The following is an 18,559-nucleotide window of genomic DNA, read 5'->3' on the forward strand; positions in this document are numbered from 1 at the left end:
GTGGTACGGCGGCGATGACTGCCTCCTTGTGTGTTGGACCCGGTTTAAGTCAACTACTTAATCCGTCTTGATGTGACGAGTATCACGGCATAGTGTGTCTACGTCAAGGCAATTAAGAAACCGCTTCATGCGGTGCCTCAATCGAAGGGTCCCCTACGTGCTCAGGTTCATTGGTGAACGCGCTCTCCACGCGGTCATCGTCGTCGTCCTCGCGGCGGTCGGCGCGTTCTTCCTCATGGAGGCGGTGCCAGGCGATGCCGCCGGTTCCGCCGTCGGCTCAGGCGCTACCGCCGAGCAATATCAGCAAGCTCGAGAAGAGCTCGGTCTCGACGACCCCGTCATGGTCCGGTTCTCCGAATGGGCCGGCGGGATCGTCCGCGGTGACCTGGGCAATTCGCTCATCCCGCCCAACCAGCCGGTCGTCGAGATGATCGGCAATGCGCTGCCCGTCACCATGCAGCTCGCCTTCCTGGCGATCGTCCTCTCGCTGGCGACCGCTGTCCCGGTTGCGGTGTGGTCGGCCTACCGGCGTGGCAGCGTGTTCGACCAGGTCTCCTCCGTGGTCGCATTCGCGTTCATCTCCGTGCCCAGCTTCGTGGGCGGCCTGCTGCTCATCTACCTGTTCGTCTTCAACCATTCGTTGGCACAACAGCTCATCCTGGGGGCGGCCGTCATCATCGGCCTCCTCGTGGCGCTGTCCCCGATCGGTCGCCGCGGCGGCCGCCGGGAGCCGGGCGTGATGTGGGGCCGCGCGATGCTCGGCGGTCTCGTGGTGGGTGGTGTGTTGGCGCTCGTCGCGCTGTTCCTGCCGGAATTCCCGCGTCAGGGGTACGCCCCATTGGCTGACGGGCTGGGGGAGAACCTGCGCAGCATCGCCTTGCCGGCCATCACCCTGGCCCTGATGGAGGTCGCGATCTTCACGCGAGTCCTCCGCACCGACATGATCTCCACGCTGCAGCAGGACTTCGTACTCTCATCGCGCGCCAAAGGCATGCCGACCGGGCATGTCCTGGTCGCCGAGGCACTGCGCCCGTCGACCGTCTCGGTGATCACGCTCGCCGGCATCAGCCTCGGCAGGCTCATCGGGGGAACGGTCGTCGTCGAGCGACTGTTCAACCTCCCCGGGATGGGCTCGATGATCGTCGACGCCGTCCAGAACGACAACCTCCCCGTCGTCCTCGGCGGCGTGATCGTGATCGCCGTCTTCTACGTCCTGGTCAACATGGCCGTCGACGTCACCTACGCACTTATCGACCCGAGGATCCGCCGTGGCTGATATCGCTCCTGTCCGAACCGACGTCTCCATGGCCCCGGCGACTTCGACAGCCCCGCCGGCCCCGGCAGCCCCGGCCCGCCGTCGACCCCGGTTGCCGAAGATGTCCGGTTTCAGCACGGGGTTCGCCCTGGTCTGGACAACCCTGATCGTGCTCGGCGCGCTGGTCGTGGACTTCCTACCGGTCGCGGAGTCCCGCGACCCGTCAAAGGCGCTGACGACGGGGTCGAACCTCGCACCCGACCTGTTCACCGCACACCCGCTCGGCACCGACAGTCAGGGCCTGGACATCCTCGGCGGCCTGCTCTACGGCGCTCGCGTCTCACTCGTCGTGGGGATCGGAGGCGTGCTCATCGGCGCGCTGATCGGCGGCGCCCTCGGACTTCTCGCCGGCTATCGAGGCGGCTGGACCGACAGAGTCGTCTCCATCCTCATCGACACGCTGTTGGCGTTCCCGTCCCTCATCCTGCTCATCGCGATCATCACGGTGCTCGACCCGACGCTGCCCAACGTCACGCTCGCCCTCGGGATCATGGTGATCCCGGCGTTCGCCCGACTCGTCCGGGCCAACGCCATGAGCTACGCGGGACGGGAATTCGTCACCGCCGCGAGATCGCTGGGAGCCGGAGAGATCCGCATCATGTTGCGCGAAGTAGCGCCGAATATCGTCGCGCCGGTGTTCTCGTACAGCTTCATGCTGATCGCCGTTCTCATCGTCGCCGAGGCGTCGTTGAGCTACCTGGGCCTGAGCATCCCGCGCCCCGAGCCGACCTGGGGCAACATGATCAGCGCTGGCCAGTCCGACTTCCAGAAGTACCCCTACCTCGTCGGAGTCCCGGCCACGGTGCTGTTCCTTACGGTCCTGAGCTTCAATCAGTTGGGCGAGGCAGCCGGTCGGAAGTGGAGCCCCGGTGCGGCGAAGATCTGATGCGGGCCACGGCATCCCGGTGAGCCCGGCCCGTCTTCAGGGAAGTGGCGACGTCGACTCGCAGAGCCCGGACGCCAAGTCGGCGATGATAGAAATCGCCGAGAAGCTCATCGGCGAGCGGGGCCTGGACAACGTGTCCATGCGCGACGTGGCCTCGCTCGCCGGTCAGCGGAACAACTCGGCGGTGCAGTACCACTTCGGTAGCCGCGACGGGCTGATCATCGAAGTCCTGCGTCGCAGGCTCTCGGAGATCGTCATCGACCGGCAACAGCGGCTCGCGGAGATCGACGAGGCGGGCCTGGGCACTGACCTGCCGTCGCTCGTCCACGTGCTCCTGGGGCCGATCGTCGACCTCGTCCGTCGGCGACCAGAAGCGACCCACTACGCACGCTTTCTCCAGCGGGTCGGGCCGGTGATGGCTCCCGGCGTGCCGGAGACAGATCTGCGCACGGCCACCGACGACGCCGTGGTGCGGCTGATCGATGCGATGTCCCACCTGCCCCGTCGGGTGGCATTCGAACGGATCGACCTGGCCACCCAGATGTTCACCGGGGCGTTGGCCGTATTCGAGGACCGGCGCGACGTCCGCAATACCGTGGTCAACGCCGACTTCGAGAAAGTCGTAGCGCACCTGTACGACATGGTTGAGGCTGCTCTGCGTGCCGGGATCAGTTCGCCCTCAGAGTCAGCGTCGCCGTCGTCCGAGGTCGATGGCGACGCGGAAACCCGCGCCGACGTTCGCTGAGTCCGTAGAGGTCGTTGTCCGACCAACCGGCGGTCGTGCTCCGCGGGCGGGTCACACCCGCCCGCGGAGCAATTTGCGGAAATAGACGACCGGCTGGACATAGCGGTCAAAGGCGTACGTCAGCCGTCGGGGCTTGGTCAGGTCGACGGCGCTGATCGACGGTGCGGGTCGACCGTCCCGGTCGACCTCCGCCAATACCAGCCGGTCGCGGCTCACCGCTACGGGGATGACGGTATAGCCGTCGTAGTGAGCCTCTCTCCCTCCGTGCTGGTCGGCGCGCATATTGTCGGCCACCACGGACACCTGGGCGCGGAGGGCCCCGCCGGAGGGGCGGGTGCCGACCGTGGCCGCGTCTCCCAGGCCCCACACCGAGGCCGCGTCTACGTGCCGCAGGGTGCGGGGGTCCACCGCAGCGAGCCCAGCGTCGCCGCCGTCCCCCAAACCCGAGTCGGCAACGAACCGCGGGGCGCGGCTGTGCGGGGTCACGTAGGCCAGGTTGACCTGCTCGATGGTCGCGGGACCCTGGCCGTCGAGGGAGATGCTGCGCGCGTGGTGGTCGACGGCGTCGACTCGAGTCTGATCGTGCACGGTGATGCCGTACTCGCCTATGAACGGCCGCAGTCGCGAGTCCACAGGCTCCAGGCCGAGCAGACCACGGAACGGGGTCACCAGGTGCACGTCGATCCGGCCGAGCACATCCTCGCGCTGCCATCGGTCGCACGCCAGGAACATCGCCTTGAGGACGGTTCCGCCGCAGGACGCGGGCTCGGGCGGTATCGAGAACACCACGGTCCCCTCGCGTTCCCGGACCAGGGCGGCGCATGCGCGACCGGCGTATTCAGGCACATGGGCGGACACTGCCCAACCGTCGATGTAGGCGTCGTGCAGCCCCGGGGTCTCCTCCCAGTGGGGGGTCAGTCCCGGGCACAGCACGAGGTCGCGGTAGCTGACGGAGGGGCCGTTGTCGAGGGTGACGGTCTGGGCGTCGGGGTCGATGCGGGTGGCCGCGTGCGGCACGAGTTCGACCCCGTCCGGGACAACGGTCGCCATGGGGCGCTCGTAGCGGGACATTCGCGCGTGCCCGGCCGCGGCATAGTTGAGCATCGGTCGGTACCGGTGCAGCGGACTGGGATCGACGAGCGCGACGCTGCGCACGCCGTCACGCTTGAGGCGGGCAGCCAAGGAAACCCCGGCATTGCCGCCCCCGATGATCACGGTGTCGAACGCGGCGGGCATGGCGCTAGAACGCTTCGATCGCGTAGCCCACGAGCCCGATCACCAGGATGAGGACGACGACGGCGATGACGCCGATCCACACATAAGCACCCTTTCGGGAGTTCGTGGGGGGCGGGCTCTGTCGTTCGGTGGGCGCCAGTGCGCGGCTGGCGCTGTCTGACGTCATGGATGTCGAGTCGAAGTCAGGGATCACACCTGCAGGTGCGGAGCCCGTGCTGTCGACGTCCGGACTCTGGCCGGGATCTGGGTCTGACGGTCGAGCGTTGGTCATATTGCACCTCGTGATCGAGTGGACCCATACGTTAGAACGTCGTCGTCCGGTCTACCACCGGTCGGCGCCGAGCACGACGACGCCCGGCCCTGCGCCCGCCGCGAGCGAGACGAGGACCTCCGCGACCGACCACGCGGTGATCGCCGAGGTGCGGCCGCCGGAGTCGGGATCGACGGAGTTCTCGAACTGCAGCTCGTAGTCGCCCACCGGTGATTCCCACTCCACCACGTGGCGGGTGCGCTGCACCTCCGGGTCGGCGACCACTATCACCTCGGTCCGGTCCAATCCGAGGGTGGCCAGCGCGAGTGCGACCGAAGCGTTGGACGTGAGCGGAAACTCGAGCGCCGCCTGGCGGGCCGAGCCGCGAAAGACCTCGCGACGCTGGGTGAGGTGCTCTTCGACGTTCAAGGCGGCCGGGCTCTTGATGGTGTAGTGGCGGAGGTGAGCGTCGTCGGTGCCCGCGCGCGCTGCCGCCGAGAGCACGTCGAGCCCCCCGATCGCCCCGGCGGGCACGAGCACGCGGCCGGCGCTTGGCCCGCGCGCGAGGAGTTCGCGGGGGTCCTTATGACGGGCAAACACGCCGCACGAGCACACGATCATGTCCTTGCCGGCCGCCGTGACGCGCGGGATGTACTCCTCGGCAGCCTCGACGCTGCTGGCTTCGACCACGACGTCGGCCGCTCCGATGGCGTCGGTGATCTCCTCGTCCGTACTGCGGGAGCGGAGCACCGCGCCGAGCCGGACGCCGGGGACCGCGCCCTGCTCGAGCGCCTCGATCACAGCGCCACCGATCGCGCCGGCGCCGATCATGGCCACGACCAGGGGTCGGGTACGCGCGGGCTGGTCGGTCGCCGGTTCGGGTGAAGAAGACTGGGCAGGGGTCATGATGAGGCCACCGTACCCACAGTGAGCAGCCCTGACTCGTGAGCACGAAAACCCCCGCGGGAGCGGTTCCTCGTCACCGCCGCTCAAAAGTGTTGCCCGCGTCACACGTAGCGTGTAATCTCCATCACAACTTGACGGAGCGTCAAGTTTATTCAACGGCTCGTCCGTGGCCCCCTTTCCGCGGACGCCCCTTCACCAAAGGACACACCAGCATGGCCTTCACCCTCCCCGAGTCGAAGCTCGCCCTCGACATCGACTTCGACCCCGACCACCTTCGCCAGCGTTTCGAGGCGGACAAGCAGGCTCGGCTCCGCACAGACCAACTCGCCCAGTTCCAAGGGTTGGAGGATGTGCTCGAGGTCGATGACCACGACCCGTTCTCCGAGCCGATCACCCGCGAGCCGGTCACCGAGGAGCTCGACACGCTGGTCCTGGGTGGCGGGTTCGGTGGTTTGACCGCCGGTGCGTACCTCACGCAGAACGGCGTCGAGAACTTCCGGATCGTTGAATACGGCGGGGACTTCGGAGGGACCTGGTACTGGAACCGCTACCCGGGTGTGCAGTGCGACATCGAGTCCCACATCTACATGCCACTGCTCGAGGAGACCGGGTACGTCCCCAGCCAGCGTTACGCGGACGGCTCCGAGATCTTCGAGCACGCACAGCGCATCGGGCGGCATTACGACCTCTACGGCAAGACGTATTTCCAGACCCGCGCCACCCACGCGAGGTGGGACGAGCAGTCCCAGCGCTGGGAGGTCACCACGGATCGCGGCGATCGGTTCCTCGCGCGGGTCCTCATGCGATCAAACGGCGCACTGACCAAGCCGCAACTGCCGAAGGTGCCCGGAATCGGGGACTTCGACGGCAAAATCTTCCACACCAGCCGTTGGGACTACGACTACACGGGGGGCTCCGCGGCCGGTGACCTAGAGAATCTCCGCGACAAGCGTGTCGCCGTGGTGGGCACGGGTGCCACCGGCGTGCAGGTCGTGCCGTACCTGGGGCGGGACGCCAAGGAGTTGGTCGTGGTGCAGCGCACGCCGAGTGTCGTGCAACCGCGCAACAACCGCAAGACCGACCCGCAGTGGGCCGAGTCGCTCCGGCCCGGTTGGCAGTACGAGCGGCACGACAACTTCAACGGGATCATCTCCGGGCACGAGGTGGACGGGAACCTGGTCGACGACGGCTGGACCCACCTGTTCCCGCAGTTGACCGGCCAGCCCCTGGTGGACACGCCCGTCGGTGAGCTCCCGGAGGCGGACCAGGCACTGGTCGCCGAGCTCGCGGACATGAAGCTGCTCATGGGCGCCCATCAGCGGGTCGACTCGATCGTGACGGATCCCGCGACCGCCGACAAGCTCAAGCCGTGGTTCGGCTACATGTGCAAGCGGCCGTGCTTCAACGACGAGTACCTGCAGACATTCAACCGTCCCAACGTCACCCTCGCCGCGTCACCGACCGGGATCGACGGCATCACTTCCACGGGGATCGTCGTGGCGGGCACCCACTACGAGGTCGACTGCATTGTCTTTGCTACCGGCTTCGAGACCGGTTCCGGGCCGGCTGGCATCTACGGCTACGACGTGATCGGGCGCGGCGGTCATTCGATGCAGGAGTATTTCTCCGAGGGGGCGCGGACCTTCCACGGCTTCTTTACCCACGGTTTCCCGAATTTCGTCGAGCTGGGGATGTCGCAGACCGCCTACTACGTCAACTTCGTCTACATGCTCGACCGCAAGGCCCGCCACGCCGCGCGACTCGTTCGCCACATGCTGGATAACGACCTGGCAACCTTCGAGCCGACGGCCGAGGCCGAGGCCGACTGGGTCGCGGAGGTGCGCCGGTCCAACGAGCCGCGTGAGGCCTACTGGGGTGCGTGCACCCCGGGGTACTACAACGGCCAGGGCGAGGTGTCGAAGGCAGTGTTCCGCGACGTGTACAACTCGTCAGAGATCGACTTCTGGAACATGATCGAGGAATGGTGGAACTCGGGTCGCTTCGAGGGACTGGCCTTCGAGCCCTCCCGCACCGCCGTCGCTCACTCGTGAGCGAACCTCCCCGGAACTGGCCGTCGCCTGACCCTGTGGTCGGGCGACGGCCACATTCAGATCGCGAGATACGACGCTGGTCCGCATGTCGGTGAACAAGTGACCCCTGCGACACACGGCACTACAATTCCGCCCATGGTTCCCGGCCCGTCAGCAACAGAAGCCTCCGACGCGATTGGTGGCCGTCGGAGACGTATCCCGCGAGGTGAGGTCCAGCGCCAGGTCATCCTCGACGGCTTCGAGAGCCTTCTCGGCCGGATGCCGGTGGCGGACATCTCGGTCAAGGACATCACCGACGCCGCAGGGATCAAGCGACCCAATTTCTACTTCTACTTCGAATCCAAAAGCGATGTCCTGGGCGAGTTGGTCGGCGGGGCGTGGGACGACTGGGCCGAGACCATCGGGAGCTATCACCGGAGGGCCGGCGAATCGCACTCCGGCTATTTCGACCGGCTGTTCGGCCAGTCTTACACCGCGTGGGTGGAACACGACCAGGTGATGGTCGCGGGTGTCCAGGCAACAGGGTACGACGACAAGGTGAGGTCACGCTGGACCGAACTGGTGGACGGGTTGAACAGTCACCTCTCGGAGCAGATGGGGCGCGACGCGGAGGCCGGACTGATCAACCCAGTGTCCGACGACTACACGGCGATCGTCGAGAGACTCACGGACATGATCGTCATGGCCTTCTACCAGGACCGCTCGCTCAAGCCGGCCGAGGCCGAGTCGGCTCGGATGCTGGCAGCGCTCAAGGCGATCTCGCTGGGGGCGTGGGGAGTGACCCAGTAGTTCGGCCGAGGGCGCGGCACAAGCGGTGTGGATCAGCATCGGTGCCTAGATCACCGTGTTCCATGTGATGGCCACACTCACCGAGCCGATGTCGGTCGTCACTGTGCTGCTCCAGCGGGTGGTCGTACCGTGGGGTGAACCGAGTCCAACGCTGAAGCCGGCTTCCCGCCACCGCCCATTTCGAGGAGATCTCACGATGACCACAATCACCACCGTCGATCGCGGCCCCCGGGTCGTCGCCCGCAGGGTCGCCGTCAACGCCCCCGCGGAGGAGCTTTTCGCGCTCGTCAACGACCCGCGCAAGCACGGCCTCGTTGACGGTTCGGGGACCGTCCACGACAACGTCAAGGGGCCGTCGGCGTTGTCCGAGGGCGCAAAGTTCACCACCGCGATGCGCATGTACGGGGTCCCTTACCGCATCACCTGCACAGTCACCGAGCACATAGATACTCCAGAACACAAGGTGATCGAGTGGGCGCACCCCGCCGGGCACCGCTGGCGCTGGGAGTTCACTCCGACCGCGGAAGGGCGAACCGAGGTCACCGAGAGTTTCGACAACCGACGCTCGAAGCTCGGGAAGCTCTTCGAGATCGTCGGTATGGCGAACCAGAACGCCGCCGGGATCACCAAGACGCTCTCGCAGTTGGCCGCCAAGTACGAGACTGCGGGTTAGGCCCACTCACGCAGTCCCGGGGGAGTGCAGCCGCGCGCAGCGACACGCCGCGGCCGAAGTCGGGTCCGAACCGCGGATCACCGGCGCTTGCGACCCTTGCCCGGCGCTGCCCAGGTGGGGGAGGCTGGTGGCATGCAGCTCCCCCCGGCCACCTCCCCGCGAACTGCCATGGGTCGGCGAATCGCGGAGGCAGAGGCTGCTGTGTACGAGCTTGATCAACGCCTGGCCGAATGGGACGAGCAGCGAGCGCTCATTGTCGCAGACGAACTCGGGGGCGACCCCCGCCGGCATGTACCCGCAACCTGGCCGTCCGTTGCCGAGGCGCGGGCGTCCGCGGCCGGTCGTCTCGCGGCTCCGCTGTCGCCCACTGCTCTCGAGGCGGAGTGTTCGGAGCTCCGATGGGCGGGACTGGGGAAACTGGTCGGCGCCGGCATATCGGCAGTAGTTCTGCTGTCGGTTCCGCTGACGCTCGTCCTGCACGCGCTGGGAGGATCATGACCGCCCCGCCGCTTCACGTCGGAGATGGCGACGCGGGCTGCTGTGTTGTGACCAGCGGCGGCGAGGTCCCGCGGTGGTGACGTCGTGCCCCTGATCCTCGCGTTGCTGCTGCTCACGATCATCGCCGGGGTTGTGGCCTGGGTCGCGCTGACCGGGTGGCTGGTGCGCTCCGGGCTGGAGGACTTGTCCCGACGACGCCGGCTCCGGAGAGGGGCCGACCCGGTCCAGCTCACCGCCGAGCGGGCAGTGGATGCGGCGAGGCGCTCGTACCTCATGGCGCTGGAATCGCTGACCGAGACCCTCGACGGCTGGTACGCGCTCCGGCCCACCTTGGGCATCGGCACTCCGCTCGAGCGCACTTACCCCGATCTGAGGGACCGCACCGATGCCGACCCCGGGTTCGTCGAGCTCGTCGAGAGGGCGAACTCCGCGAGCCTCGCCAACCGTGCGAACCCGCCAGCGACCGTCGCAGAACTGCTCGCGGAGACCGCGCGCATGGACTCACTGATGCTCGCCCTCCGCGCCCGCATCCACCACGCCGGGCGCTCGCCGGAGACAGGGCCCGGGGACGGGTAAACCAGTGCGCTCAGAGGCGGTGGGCGTGCCGGAGGTTCCAGACAAAGTCGCTACGCCGCCTCGCCCCACTACAGGGGTTGGCGGCGCAGAAGAGGCAACAGCGCTGTCGGCTGGCCGGGCTCAGGCAATCCCGGTGCCCTCATCGGCCGCAGGCGAGGTATTGGTGCCACCGTCGTTGATCTCGAAGCGCGTCCACTTCCCGTCCATGTCGACCTCCATGGCGTAGCCGAGCGCATCGTCCGGGACCTCGACCGTCTTGAACCAGTCGTAGGCCTTGGTGTCGTCAGCAAACTCCTTCTCCTCGATCACGTTCTGCTCGGGGTCAATCACGCGGTAGCGGGGCATGCTCGCTCCTTCGTCTCGGGGGAAGTCTGTCGTCTTCCGAAGTGTGGGGGATTCGGCGCGAACGTGCATCCGGACGGGCGCCCGGCAGAAACGCGTACCGTCGACCCGGAAACTCGACCCAGGAGGCCACCAATGAGCACCGATCCGACCGCCTCGCCCTCCGGCCAGCCCGACGACGCGATGCTCGTCGACCCCACCTCCAAGTACGAGGTGGAGATCCCGATGCAAGCGCAGCCCGTTCCCGGGCTCGCGTCAGAGCTCGTGCCGCCTGCCGATCACGGGGAGACGTCCTACGTCGGCCACGGCCGGCTCACCGGCCGACGAGCACTCATCACCGGCGGCGATTCGGGAATCGGACGGGCCGTCGCGATCGCGTACGCCCGAGAAGGCGCCGACATCGCTATCGGCTACCTGCCGTCAGAGCAGTCGGACGCCGACGAGGTCGCGGGGTTGGTCCGCGAGGCCGGACGGACGTGTGTGCTGCTGCCCGGCGATGTGGGTGACGAGGAGGTGGCGCGGGGGATCGTCCGCGATGCAGTCGCCGGGCTTGGCGGGATCGACGTGCTGGTGCTCAACGCGGCCCGGCAGACGTACGTGGAGAACCTCGAGGACCTGACCTCCGAACAATGGGCCGAGACGATGAACGTCAACATCTCGGCCCCGTTCTGGATGATGCAGGAAGCACTGGGTCACCTGCAGCCCGGGGCGAGCGTCATATTCACCTCGTCGGTGCAGGCCTACACGCCGTCGCCGGGGCTCGTTGACTACGCGACCTCGCGCGCGGCGGTCAACACGATGTCCAAGGCGCTGGCGCAGCAGCTCGCGCCGCGGGGGATCCGCGTCAACGCCGTGGCTCCGGGACCGTTCTGGACCGCGCTGCAGGTCACCGGTGGACAGAAGCCGGAGAAGCTTCCGTACTTTGGGCAGAAGAATCCGCTTGGCCGGCCCGGCCAGCCGGTGGAGATGGCCGGTGCGTACGTGTACCTCGGCTCCGAGGAGTCGTCGTACACCACCGGCAACACGCTGTCGGTGACGGGCGGCGCACCTACTCCCTGAGACGAGTCGCGCATCGCCGGCAGGATGTCTGCTTTCGGGTCGGACGCTCCCGCGGGCCTTTCGCTGAAACCCGCCCCCCGCAGCCGCGACCGCCCCCGCCAGTCCCCGCCGCTCCCGCTGCCTTCGCCGCTTCCGCTGCCTTCGCCGCTTCCGCCCTCGCCGCAGCCGCGCGCAATTACTGCAGCCGCTCGTGAAATTCCGTGAGCGGCTGCAGTAATTACGCGCGCATGGCGATGGGTCGGTTAGGCATGGTCAGCGGAGCTGCGCTCGCCGGAGCCCACCGAGCAATAGCTGCTCGAATCTCTTCGGCATGAACAGGTCGTTCCAGACCCAACGGATCACCACCACGCCGAGATCCCGCAGTCGGTCCTCGCGTAACTTCTCCCGCCACACGACCTCACCGGGGTCTGCACCGTCGACCGCACGCCCTGAGTACTTGATCCGGCCATCGAACTCTCCGGCCAACGCGCCGTCGCCCCAGGAAAAGTCCGTGCGCGCGACAGCGTGACCTTCAGCGGACAGGTACTGGTGTTACAGCCGAGGAATCGGGATTGTGCCCAGGGATCTCATGACGCAACGAGAGAGCGACTCGCCTGGACTCTCCGCTAGCGGGTCGGCGAAGTTTATGGCATCCCGCGCGATCGCGACCCCTGTGCGGCCGCGGTGTAATTCGAGTTCGTCCATGAGAGACCGGCGGGTTGCCAGCTCACTTCTCAGCGCGTGGTCCGCTGCGCATACGCCTGCATCGAAACCCGCCGAGCGGGCTAGGTCGACAATCGTTCTGTCGATACTGGTGACGGGAATGCCCTCGACTTCGGTAATGGACAAGGAGTTCGCGGGGGAGGTATGGATCTGAACGTGGGCAGCGTTACGCCCACCGGTAGGTCGGTCGACAGTGAGGTGAGCCCGGTTAGCTCTGGCTCGTACCAGAGGTAGGCCGTGCAGCTCTGCCGCAGTGTGGTGGCTGATCACTGCATCGGCCGGCCCCTCCGCGAGCGCGATCTTCGATGCCCGCACGGCGGCTTGTATTCCGCTCTCGCCAGGTGCGGGCAAGTGGAACCATCCGTGCCTGCTCTTAACCAGCTGTCCGGCGGCAGTCGCCGCGGCGAGAGTGCGGTGCGACAGTCCCGCCCTGATGGCCTCTGCGGTGGTGAACGGCTGGCCCGGGATGAACGGGATCTGTGGCGTCATGCCGGCCACGGTGCCAGGGCCGCCGAGCTTGATCCGGTCCTAGAACGGGCTCGCTGGCACATGCTGTGGAGGGGGCCAGCCTGTGAAATTTCGTCCAGGTCCAGCCTTCCCATCGCAAACGCGCGCAAGTACTGCAGCCGCTGAAGAAATTTCGTGAGCGGCTGCAGTACTTGCGCGCGGATGCGGGATGCGGGAGGGGCGGATGCGGGATGCGGGAGGGGCGGATGCGGGAGGGGCCGCGGGTGTGCCGCGCAGGGCGGAGCGTCAGGAGTCGTGAATGATCACTCCACGCATGATCTTCCCGTCCTTCAGGTCCTGGTAGCCCTGGTTGACCTCGTCGAGCGTGTACGTCGTGGTGATGAGTTCGTCGAGCTTGAGCTTGCCCTCGTCGTACAGGCGCAGCAGCTTGACGATGTCGTACTGCGGGTTGGCCGAACCGAACAGCGAGCCCTTGATGGTCTTGCCGAACAGGGCCATCATCGTGCCACTGACCTGCACGGTCTTGTCGGTCATGTTCCCCAGGCCGGTGATGACCACCGTGCCGCCCTTGCCGATCACGTCGAACGCGCTCGAGACGACCTCCTCCTCGACCGTGCCCACCAGGATGAGGGCCTGGTCGGCCATCTGACCCCAGGTGAGCTTCTCGACCTCGGCGTGGGCCTCGGCCGCGTCGGCGAATGCGTGGGTGGCGCCGAATTTCAGCGCCTCGTCCCGCTTGAACTGCACGGGATCGACCACGACGACGTGCCGGGCACCCGAGTGGACGGCGCCTTGGACGGCGTTGATGCCGAGCCCGCCGATGCCGTAGATGACCACGGTGTCGCCCTGGCGGACGTTGCCGGCGTAGGTGGCGGTGCCCCAACCCGACGGGACACCGCAGCCCACGAGCACGGCCTTGTCCAGCGGCAGCCAGTCGTCGACCTTGACCACCGAGTGCTGGGAGATGACCGAACGCTCGGAGAAGGTGCCGAGCATGCACATGGCGCCGAAGTCCTTGCCTCCCGAGTGGAAGCGGAACGTGCCGTCGGGCATGTGGCCCTCGAGGATCGTCGCGCCCATGTCACATAGGTTCTGGCGGCCGGTGGAGCAGTACCGGCATGTGCCGCAGTTGGGGATGAACGAGCACACGACGTGGTCGCCGGGCTTGACCTTGGTGACGCCGACTCCGACTGCCTCGATCACGCCCGCTCCCTCGTGGCCACCGACGATCGGGAAGCGGGGTGGGAGTGAACCGTCGGACAGGTGGAGGTCGGAGTGGCACAGGCCCGCGGCCGTGTACTTGATGAGGACCTCGCCGGGGCCGGGATCGTCCAGGTCGAGCTCGATGATCTCGAACGGCTTGTGGAGGTCGAACAGTACTGCTGCCTTGGTCTTCACAGGTGGTCCTTTCGGGGAGAGCTCACAGCGCAGAAGCGAGCGGAGGGTTGAGGGAAGCGAGCGGAGAGCGGAGGGGAAGCGGGGACAGGCTCGTGTCATAGGGAGTCGCCGACGTCCCCGGAGGGGGGGCACGGGGACGCCGGGTCCCGGTCTTAGAGCTGGATGTTGACCGAGCGGGTCTGGGTGTAGAGGTCGAGCGCACCCTGGCCTAGCTCGCGGCCCCATCCGGACTGCTTGAAACCGCCGAAGGGCATCGCGGTGTCGAAGCCGTTGTACTGGTTGACCCACACCGAGCCGGCGTGCAGGCGACTGGCGACCTTGTGGGCCTTGGAGATGTCCTGGGTCCACACGCCGGCGGCCAGGCCGTACATCGAGTCGTTGGCCTGGCGGACTGCGTCGTCGATGTCGGTGAATCGCAGGGCCGCCACGACGGGGCCGAAGATCTCCTCCTTGACCACCCGGTGGTCCGGCTCCACGTCGACGAACACGGTGGGTTCGACGAAGAAGCCGGTGTCACCGTGGCGGTTGCCGCCGGTCAGGGCGCGGCCGCCGTCCTCGATCCCGGCGCGTAGGTAGTAGGACACCTTGTCGAACTGGTCCTGGTCGACCAGCGGGCCGAGTTCGGTCGCCGGGTCGAGCCCGTGGCCGATGGTGGCCTTGGCTGCGGCGTCGGCCACGGCCTGCGTGAACTCTTCGTAGATGGAGTCCTCCACGTAGAGGCGGGTGCCCGCGGTGCAGGCCTGGCCGTGGTTGAACATCCACGCGGCCACGGACCCGGCGACGGCGGCCTCCATGTCGCAGTCGGCAAAGACGATGTTGGCGCTCTTGCCACCCAGTTCGAGGGAGACCTTCTTGAGGTTGCCCTTGGCCGCGTCCACGATGAGCTTGCCCACCTCGGTGGACCCGGTGAAAGCCACCTTGTCGACGTCGTCGTGGGCGGAGATGGCGGCGCCGGCGTCGCCGAAACCGGTGATGATGTTGACCACGCCGTCCGGGACCCCGGCCTCGGCGATGATCTCGCCCAGGAGGAGCGCGGTGAGGGGGGTCTGCTCGGCGGGCTTGAGGACGAGCGTGTTGCCGGTGGCCAGTGCGGGTGCGAGCTTCCACGAGGCCATGAGGAGCGGGAAGTTCCACGGGATGATCTGGCCGCACACGCCTACGGGGACGCGCTGGGTGTAGGCGTGGAACTGCTTGTCGCCGGCGAAGGGCATGGACACGTTGACGGTGGAGCCCTCGATCTTGGTGGCCCAGCCCGCGTAGTAGCGGAACACGTCGGCGGCCCAGGCCACGTCCACCGCGGTGGCGATGGCCACGGATTTGCCGTTGTCGAGTGCCTCGATTTGTCCGAGCATCTCGGCCTTGGCATCGAGCAGGTCGCCGATCCGCCACAGGATCTGCTCGCGCTTGTTGGGCTTCATGTTTGCCCACGCGCCGTCGTCGAATGCGCGACGGGCGGCGGCGACGGCGCGGTCGACATCCTCGGGCCCACCGTGGGCGACCTGTGTGATCTCAGCGCCGGTGGCGGGGTCGAAGGTGCCGAAGGTGCGGCCGTCGGCGGCGTCGACCCACTGGCCGTCGATGAACAACTGGTGCGGTCGCGCGAGGAACTCGCGGGCCTCGCTGCTGAGCCGCTCGTCGACCCGGCTGGTGGCGCCGGTGTCGCGGGAGAGTGTGCCGGTCATGAATACCTCCGAAGAACCGACCGCCTCGGTGTGAGGCCGGTCACAACCCATCATGGGGTCGGGTCGACAGAGCGAAGTGTCCAATTTCTGGACACCGTGATGGACACGGTCAGGACAGTCCGAACTCCCGCATCCGCGCGTACAGGGTGGTCCTGCTGATGCCCAGGCGACGGGCCGCCCGGGAGCGCACCCCGCCACACTCGGACAGCGCGGCGACGATCGCGTCGTACTCCCCGCGGGCCAATTCGCCGGGCCTGGGTGGTCGGGCCGACCGGGAGCGGGAGGGCAGGGCGTCGACGTCGAGTGTCCCCGAGCCTTTCTGTGACAGCGTCTCCAGGCATTCGGCGAGTACCGAGCGCAGGGTCGCGAGGCCGTTGGGTAGATCGAGGGTGCAGGCCGCGTCGACGAACCGTGGCGTCACCGTGGGGGGTCGCGCCCCGCGCCGCGCGGCCAGGTCGGCAACCATCCGGCGGACGATCTCCTCGCCCTCGGCGCCGCGCTCGTGCAGGGGTCGGACCGTCGTCCGTCGGTCACACGAGTCGAGGACGGCCGCAACCGCGGGGCGCGGGTCGTCGCGACTGGTGACGACGACGAGCTCGGCCACGGCGGACTCCAGGCGTGCCGCCAACCGGCGCAGGTCCGCGTCGTCCAGTAAGTCGATGTCGTCGAGGATCAGCGACCCGCCCCGTTCGCGCAGGGCGGGAGCGGCCAGTTCCCGCCACGCGGCGGCGGCGTGATCGGCTTCGGCCAGCCGGACATGGCTCGCCTCCGGGCCGGCGATCGTTCTCGCCGTCGTCGTCCTCCCTGACCCGGAGGGGCCCTGGACGGCGTGGCTCCGCACCACGGTCGGGGCGCCCACCACGGGGGGCATGTCGCCACCGCCCGGGGCCGCTCCCGCTGCCGCGGAGGCTCCGCTCGGCTCGACTGTGCGCCAGGGTCCGCGGGCGACCACGTGGACGCCGGGGGCGATCGGGGGGCCCGGGTCCGGGAACGTCAGGTCCAGCAGGTGTGCGCGGCGACCTACCCGGCTCGCGAGCACGCCCACGGTGCCCACAGAGAGCTCCACGGCCTCGCCGATCTCGTCACGTTCGACCAGGCGCCGGAGCGTGGCGAGGTCACTGGAGTCGAGACGTTCGAGGCTGGAGTGCGATGCCAGCACCACCTCGTCCCCGAACGCGCAGGTGGCCGTGTCCGAGGAGCGGGTGCGCTCGACGAAGCGACGCCACAACTCACGGTCGTCGGCGCGGGCGGTGTCGATGTAGCGGGCTTCGATGTCCGCCACGATCTTCCGGACGAACGGGGCGAACATGCGGGAGGCGTCGGCGTCCATCCCCGTCAGGTCGACGGCGCCCACGAGTCGGTGGGTGAGCGGGTCGACGATGGGGTGGCCGTAGCAGACGAAGTCGCGCAGGACCTCGGCGAAGTGTTGCTCGCCGTGGATGAACACCCCGGCCCGCGTCTCCAACGCCGTGCCGATGCCGTTATTGCCCACCGCCTCTTCTGTGAGCGTCGCGCCGTCGTCGACCCCTCGCCGGAGGAGCATGCGGGAAATCCGCGCGTTGTCGCGAACGGTGCGGATGACCCGGCCCTCACGGTCGGCCAGCAGGAAGGTCGCACCGGTGTCACGGAGGACGGCGTCGAGGCCGTCCATCACGGGGCGCGCGGCCTCGGCGAGGCGATGCGAACGTGACCCGCCCGGGTCCGGGGCACCGGGGCGAGCGCTCTGCGGGGTGAGTCCGCTCAGTTCAGACCGGCGCCACGCCTGACCCAGCTGGTCTGGGCTGAGCTCAATGGGTGTGCGGACGGTCTGGGGCAACGGGCACCTCCGGGCGGGCGAGGGGTGTGATCTACACCATACGCGCAGCGGGGGCGGGGTCGAGAACGGAGCGGTCAGGTCGCTGGTGCGTGGCGGGACGCGTGCGCAGGGTGTACGGGGTGCGGAGGCAGGCCAGCCGGGCGTCGGCTGCGCGACCGCGAGGCGACGCGGGCGGAGACGGCGTCCGCGCACTCGGTCACCGCCTCGACGGCCCGGGCGACTGCGCGGCCGGTCATGCGGCGGCCTGGAGCCACGGCCACTGAGCCGATCGCCCGGCCGTCCCCGCGCACGACGGGGGCAGCCACTGACGCCACCGCGAGGTCGGAGGCTGCGCTCAGCTCGGCATCGGTCACGTCGATCTCGGACAGTTCCACGAACAACTCCGACACGCGGTCGCGGACCAGCGCGCCGATGCCGGAGGCCTCCAGGGAGTCGGCCATTCGCAGCAGTTCGCGGCGGGAGGGGGTGAGCCGCTCGATCGACCAGCCGCGACGTGCGATCTGTGGCAGGACGATGTCGAGCCGGTCCCGGGCAGTCGAGGTGAGTCGCGCGGAGTCGGCGAGCCAGTGGCGCTGGTCGACCACCGGGAGGCGGGCTGCCAGTTCGCGGGCGAAGGGAGCGCGCACCGGGATCACGTGTCCGACGGGAATGATGTCCCGCGCCGCGGTCCGCGGCCCGGCCCCGACCGAGTCGACGACCTCGGCCATCCCGTCCCGGACCTCGAATACGACCGCCGCGATCCCGGTGGCATCGACCAGTGCCTCGAGGGGCTCCCGGGCCGCCCGGACCAGATCGACCTCCGCGGCCAGTGCCATGCCCACCTCGTGCAGCCTCGGCCCCGCTCGCCACCCCCCGGCGGCCTTCTCGGCCCAGCCCTGAGAGTCCATCTCGGCGAGTACCGCGTGGAGCGTGGTCCGGCTGGCACCGGTGAGGCGGGCGATCTCGGCCAGCGGGAGGGGAGGGCCGTCGACCGACAGTGCCTCGACCACCGCGAGCACCCGATGGGTCGGTTCGTGTCGCATAGTCGTCATCCTATGTCGACTAATCGTCAACCAGCCGGCATTTGCGTCGGGGGAGAGGGAAAAACCGTCGGGCGGGCGCACGATGGTCCAGATGCCCGGGGCAGACAGACCTGTCTGCCACCTGCCGTCCGGAGACCTGGACGGC

At 68.1% G+C, this 18,559-nt stretch carries 19 protein-coding genes; 9 read left to right on the forward strand and 10 right to left on the reverse strand.

Annotated elements, in window-relative coordinates:
• Positions 1-157 precede the first annotated feature (157 nt).
• The 3 genes from FQ137_RS06675 to FQ137_RS06685 are packed head-to-tail and all read left to right on the forward strand — an operon-like array spanning position 158 to position 2,946.
• A complete protein-coding gene (locus FQ137_RS06675; protein ID WP_149291698.1) occupies positions 158-1,276 on the forward strand; it encodes an ABC transporter permease in 1,119 nt (372 codons plus the stop codon).
• Complete coding sequence (locus FQ137_RS06680; RefSeq protein ID WP_255583726.1) at positions 1,269-2,201, forward strand: ABC transporter permease; 933 nt, start codon at positions 1,269-1,271, stop codon at positions 2,199-2,201. The genes FQ137_RS06675 and FQ137_RS06680 overlap by 8 nt, the downstream gene beginning before the upstream one ends.
• Positions 2,185-2,946, forward strand: a complete 762-nt coding sequence (locus FQ137_RS06685; protein WP_255583728.1) for a TetR/AcrR family transcriptional regulator — start codon at positions 2,185-2,187, stop codon at positions 2,944-2,946. Before FQ137_RS06680 ends, FQ137_RS06685 begins: the two co-directional genes overlap by 17 nt.
• Before the next feature lie 51 nt (positions 2,947-2,997).
• Here the strand turns inward: FQ137_RS06685 and FQ137_RS06690 are convergent, their stop codons facing one another.
• From FQ137_RS06690 to FQ137_RS06700, 3 genes are all read right to left on the reverse strand, one after another.
• A complete protein-coding gene (locus FQ137_RS06690; RefSeq protein ID WP_149291699.1) occupies positions 2,998-4,182 on the reverse strand; it encodes an FAD-dependent oxidoreductase in 1,185 nt (394 codons plus the stop codon).
• Positions 4,183-4,186: 4 nt separating this feature from the next.
• A complete protein-coding gene (locus FQ137_RS15560) occupies positions 4,187-4,348 on the reverse strand; it encodes a hypothetical protein (RefSeq protein WP_255583730.1) in 162 nt (53 codons plus the stop codon).
• Between the two features lie 156 nt (positions 4,349-4,504).
• Positions 4,505-5,338, reverse strand: a complete 834-nt coding sequence (locus tag FQ137_RS06700; protein ID WP_255583732.1) for an aspartate dehydrogenase domain-containing protein — start codon at positions 5,336-5,338, stop codon at positions 4,505-4,507.
• A gap of 212 nt (positions 5,339-5,550) precedes the next feature.
• Between FQ137_RS06700 and FQ137_RS06705 the strand changes: the two genes are divergently transcribed.
• From FQ137_RS06705 to FQ137_RS06725, 5 genes are all read left to right on the forward strand, one after another.
• Positions 5,551-7,389, forward strand: coding sequence for an NAD(P)/FAD-dependent oxidoreductase (locus tag FQ137_RS06705; protein ID WP_149291701.1), 1,839 nt, complete (start codon positions 5,551-5,553; stop codon positions 7,387-7,389).
• 135 nt (positions 7,390-7,524) lie between these two features.
• A complete protein-coding gene (locus tag FQ137_RS06710; protein ID WP_149291702.1) occupies positions 7,525-8,178 on the forward strand; it encodes a TetR/AcrR family transcriptional regulator in 654 nt (217 codons plus the stop codon).
• Positions 8,179-8,374: 196 nt separating this feature from the next.
• Positions 8,375-8,851: an SRPBCC family protein gene (locus FQ137_RS06715; protein ID WP_149291703.1), complete on the forward strand. Its 477-nt coding sequence runs from the start codon at positions 8,375-8,377 to the stop codon at positions 8,849-8,851.
• A gap of 132 nt (positions 8,852-8,983) precedes the next feature.
• On the forward strand, positions 8,984-9,349 hold the full coding sequence (locus tag FQ137_RS06720; protein WP_149291704.1) for a hypothetical protein: 366 nt from the start codon (positions 8,984-8,986) through the stop codon (positions 9,347-9,349).
• An 84-nt stretch (positions 9,350-9,433) separates the two neighbouring features.
• Positions 9,434-9,925, forward strand: a complete 492-nt coding sequence (locus FQ137_RS06725; RefSeq protein ID WP_149291705.1) for a hypothetical protein — start codon at positions 9,434-9,436, stop codon at positions 9,923-9,925.
• Positions 9,926-10,045: 120 nt separating this feature from the next.
• Here FQ137_RS06725 and FQ137_RS06730 read toward each other — a convergent pair whose 3' ends face one another.
• Positions 10,046-10,270, reverse strand: coding sequence for a hypothetical protein (locus tag FQ137_RS06730; RefSeq protein ID WP_149291706.1), 225 nt, complete (start codon positions 10,268-10,270; stop codon positions 10,046-10,048).
• Between the two features lie 132 nt (positions 10,271-10,402).
• Between FQ137_RS06730 and FQ137_RS06735 the strand changes: the two genes are divergently transcribed.
• Positions 10,403-11,326: an SDR family oxidoreductase gene (locus tag FQ137_RS06735; RefSeq protein ID WP_149291707.1), complete on the forward strand. Its 924-nt coding sequence runs from the start codon at positions 10,403-10,405 to the stop codon at positions 11,324-11,326.
• A gap of 252 nt (positions 11,327-11,578) precedes the next feature.
• Here FQ137_RS06735 and FQ137_RS06745 read toward each other — a convergent pair whose 3' ends face one another.
• From FQ137_RS06745 to FQ137_RS06770, 6 genes are all read right to left on the reverse strand, one after another.
• Positions 11,579-11,791: a hypothetical protein gene (locus FQ137_RS06745; protein ID WP_149291708.1), complete on the reverse strand. Its 213-nt coding sequence runs from the start codon at positions 11,789-11,791 to the stop codon at positions 11,579-11,581.
• Positions 11,792-11,857: 66 nt separating this feature from the next.
• On the reverse strand, positions 11,858-12,517 hold the full coding sequence (locus FQ137_RS06750; protein WP_149291709.1) for a type IV toxin-antitoxin system AbiEi family antitoxin domain-containing protein: 660 nt from the start codon (positions 12,515-12,517) through the stop codon (positions 11,858-11,860).
• A gap of 264 nt (positions 12,518-12,781) precedes the next feature.
• Complete coding sequence (locus FQ137_RS06755; RefSeq protein ID WP_149291710.1) at positions 12,782-13,894, reverse strand: NDMA-dependent alcohol dehydrogenase; 1,113 nt, start codon at positions 13,892-13,894, stop codon at positions 12,782-12,784.
• A gap of 152 nt (positions 13,895-14,046) precedes the next feature.
• Positions 14,047-15,576 (reverse strand): aldehyde dehydrogenase family protein, encoded by a 1,530-nt coding sequence (locus FQ137_RS06760; protein WP_149291711.1) that lies wholly within the window; start codon positions 15,574-15,576, stop codon positions 14,047-14,049.
• Positions 15,577-15,685: 109 nt separating this feature from the next.
• Positions 15,686-17,392 carry a helix-turn-helix domain-containing protein gene (locus FQ137_RS06765; RefSeq protein ID WP_149291712.1) on the reverse strand — a complete coding sequence of 569 codons (1,707 nt, stop codon included), beginning with the start codon at positions 17,390-17,392 and terminating at the stop codon, positions 15,686-15,688.
• Between the two features lie 74 nt (positions 17,393-17,466).
• Entirely contained in the window at positions 17,467-18,414 is a 948-nt protein-coding gene (locus FQ137_RS06770) for a helix-turn-helix domain-containing protein (protein ID WP_149291713.1), read from the reverse strand.
• Between the last annotated feature and the right edge of the window lie 145 nt (positions 18,415-18,559).

The organism is Dietzia sp. ANT_WB102, assembly GCF_008369165.1.
In the GTDB taxonomy this organism is placed as follows: domain Bacteria; phylum Actinomycetota; class Actinomycetes; order Mycobacteriales; family Mycobacteriaceae; genus Dietzia.

What these genes read in the sequence shown, in the direction of transcription:
- FQ137_RS06690 (WP_149291699.1), bottom strand. Translation starts at nt 4,182, where the DNA reads ATGCCCGCCGCGTTCGACACCGTGATCATCGGGGGCGGCAATGCCGGG.
- FQ137_RS15560 (WP_255583730.1), bottom strand. Translation starts at nt 4,348, where the DNA reads ATGACGTCAGACAGCGCCAGCCGCGCACTGGCGCCCACCGAACGACAG.
- FQ137_RS06700 (WP_255583732.1), bottom strand. Translation starts at nt 5,338, where the DNA reads ATGACCCCTGCCCAGTCTTCTTCACCCGAACCGGCGACCGACCAGCCC.
- FQ137_RS06705 (WP_149291701.1), top strand. Translation starts at nt 5,551, where the DNA reads ATGGCCTTCACCCTCCCCGAGTCGAAGCTCGCCCTCGACATCGACTTC.
- FQ137_RS06710 (WP_149291702.1), top strand. Translation starts at nt 7,525, where the DNA reads ATGGTTCCCGGCCCGTCAGCAACAGAAGCCTCCGACGCGATTGGTGGC.
- FQ137_RS06715 (WP_149291703.1), top strand. Translation starts at nt 8,375, where the DNA reads ATGACCACAATCACCACCGTCGATCGCGGCCCCCGGGTCGTCGCCCGC.
- FQ137_RS06720 (WP_149291704.1), top strand. Translation starts at nt 8,984, where the DNA reads ATGCAGCTCCCCCCGGCCACCTCCCCGCGAACTGCCATGGGTCGGCGA.
- FQ137_RS06730 (WP_149291706.1), bottom strand. Translation starts at nt 10,270, where the DNA reads ATGCCCCGCTACCGCGTGATTGACCCCGAGCAGAACGTGATCGAGGAG.
- FQ137_RS06735 (WP_149291707.1), top strand. Translation starts at nt 10,403, where the DNA reads ATGAGCACCGATCCGACCGCCTCGCCCTCCGGCCAGCCCGACGACGCG.
- FQ137_RS06750 (WP_149291709.1), bottom strand. Translation starts at nt 12,517, where the DNA reads ATGACGCCACAGATCCCGTTCATCCCGGGCCAGCCGTTCACCACCGCA.
- FQ137_RS06760 (WP_149291711.1), bottom strand. Translation starts at nt 15,576, where the DNA reads ATGACCGGCACACTCTCCCGCGACACCGGCGCCACCAGCCGGGTCGAC.
- FQ137_RS06770 (WP_149291713.1), bottom strand. Translation starts at nt 18,414, where the DNA reads ATGCGACACGAACCGACCCATCGGGTGCTCGCGGTGGTCGAGGCACTG.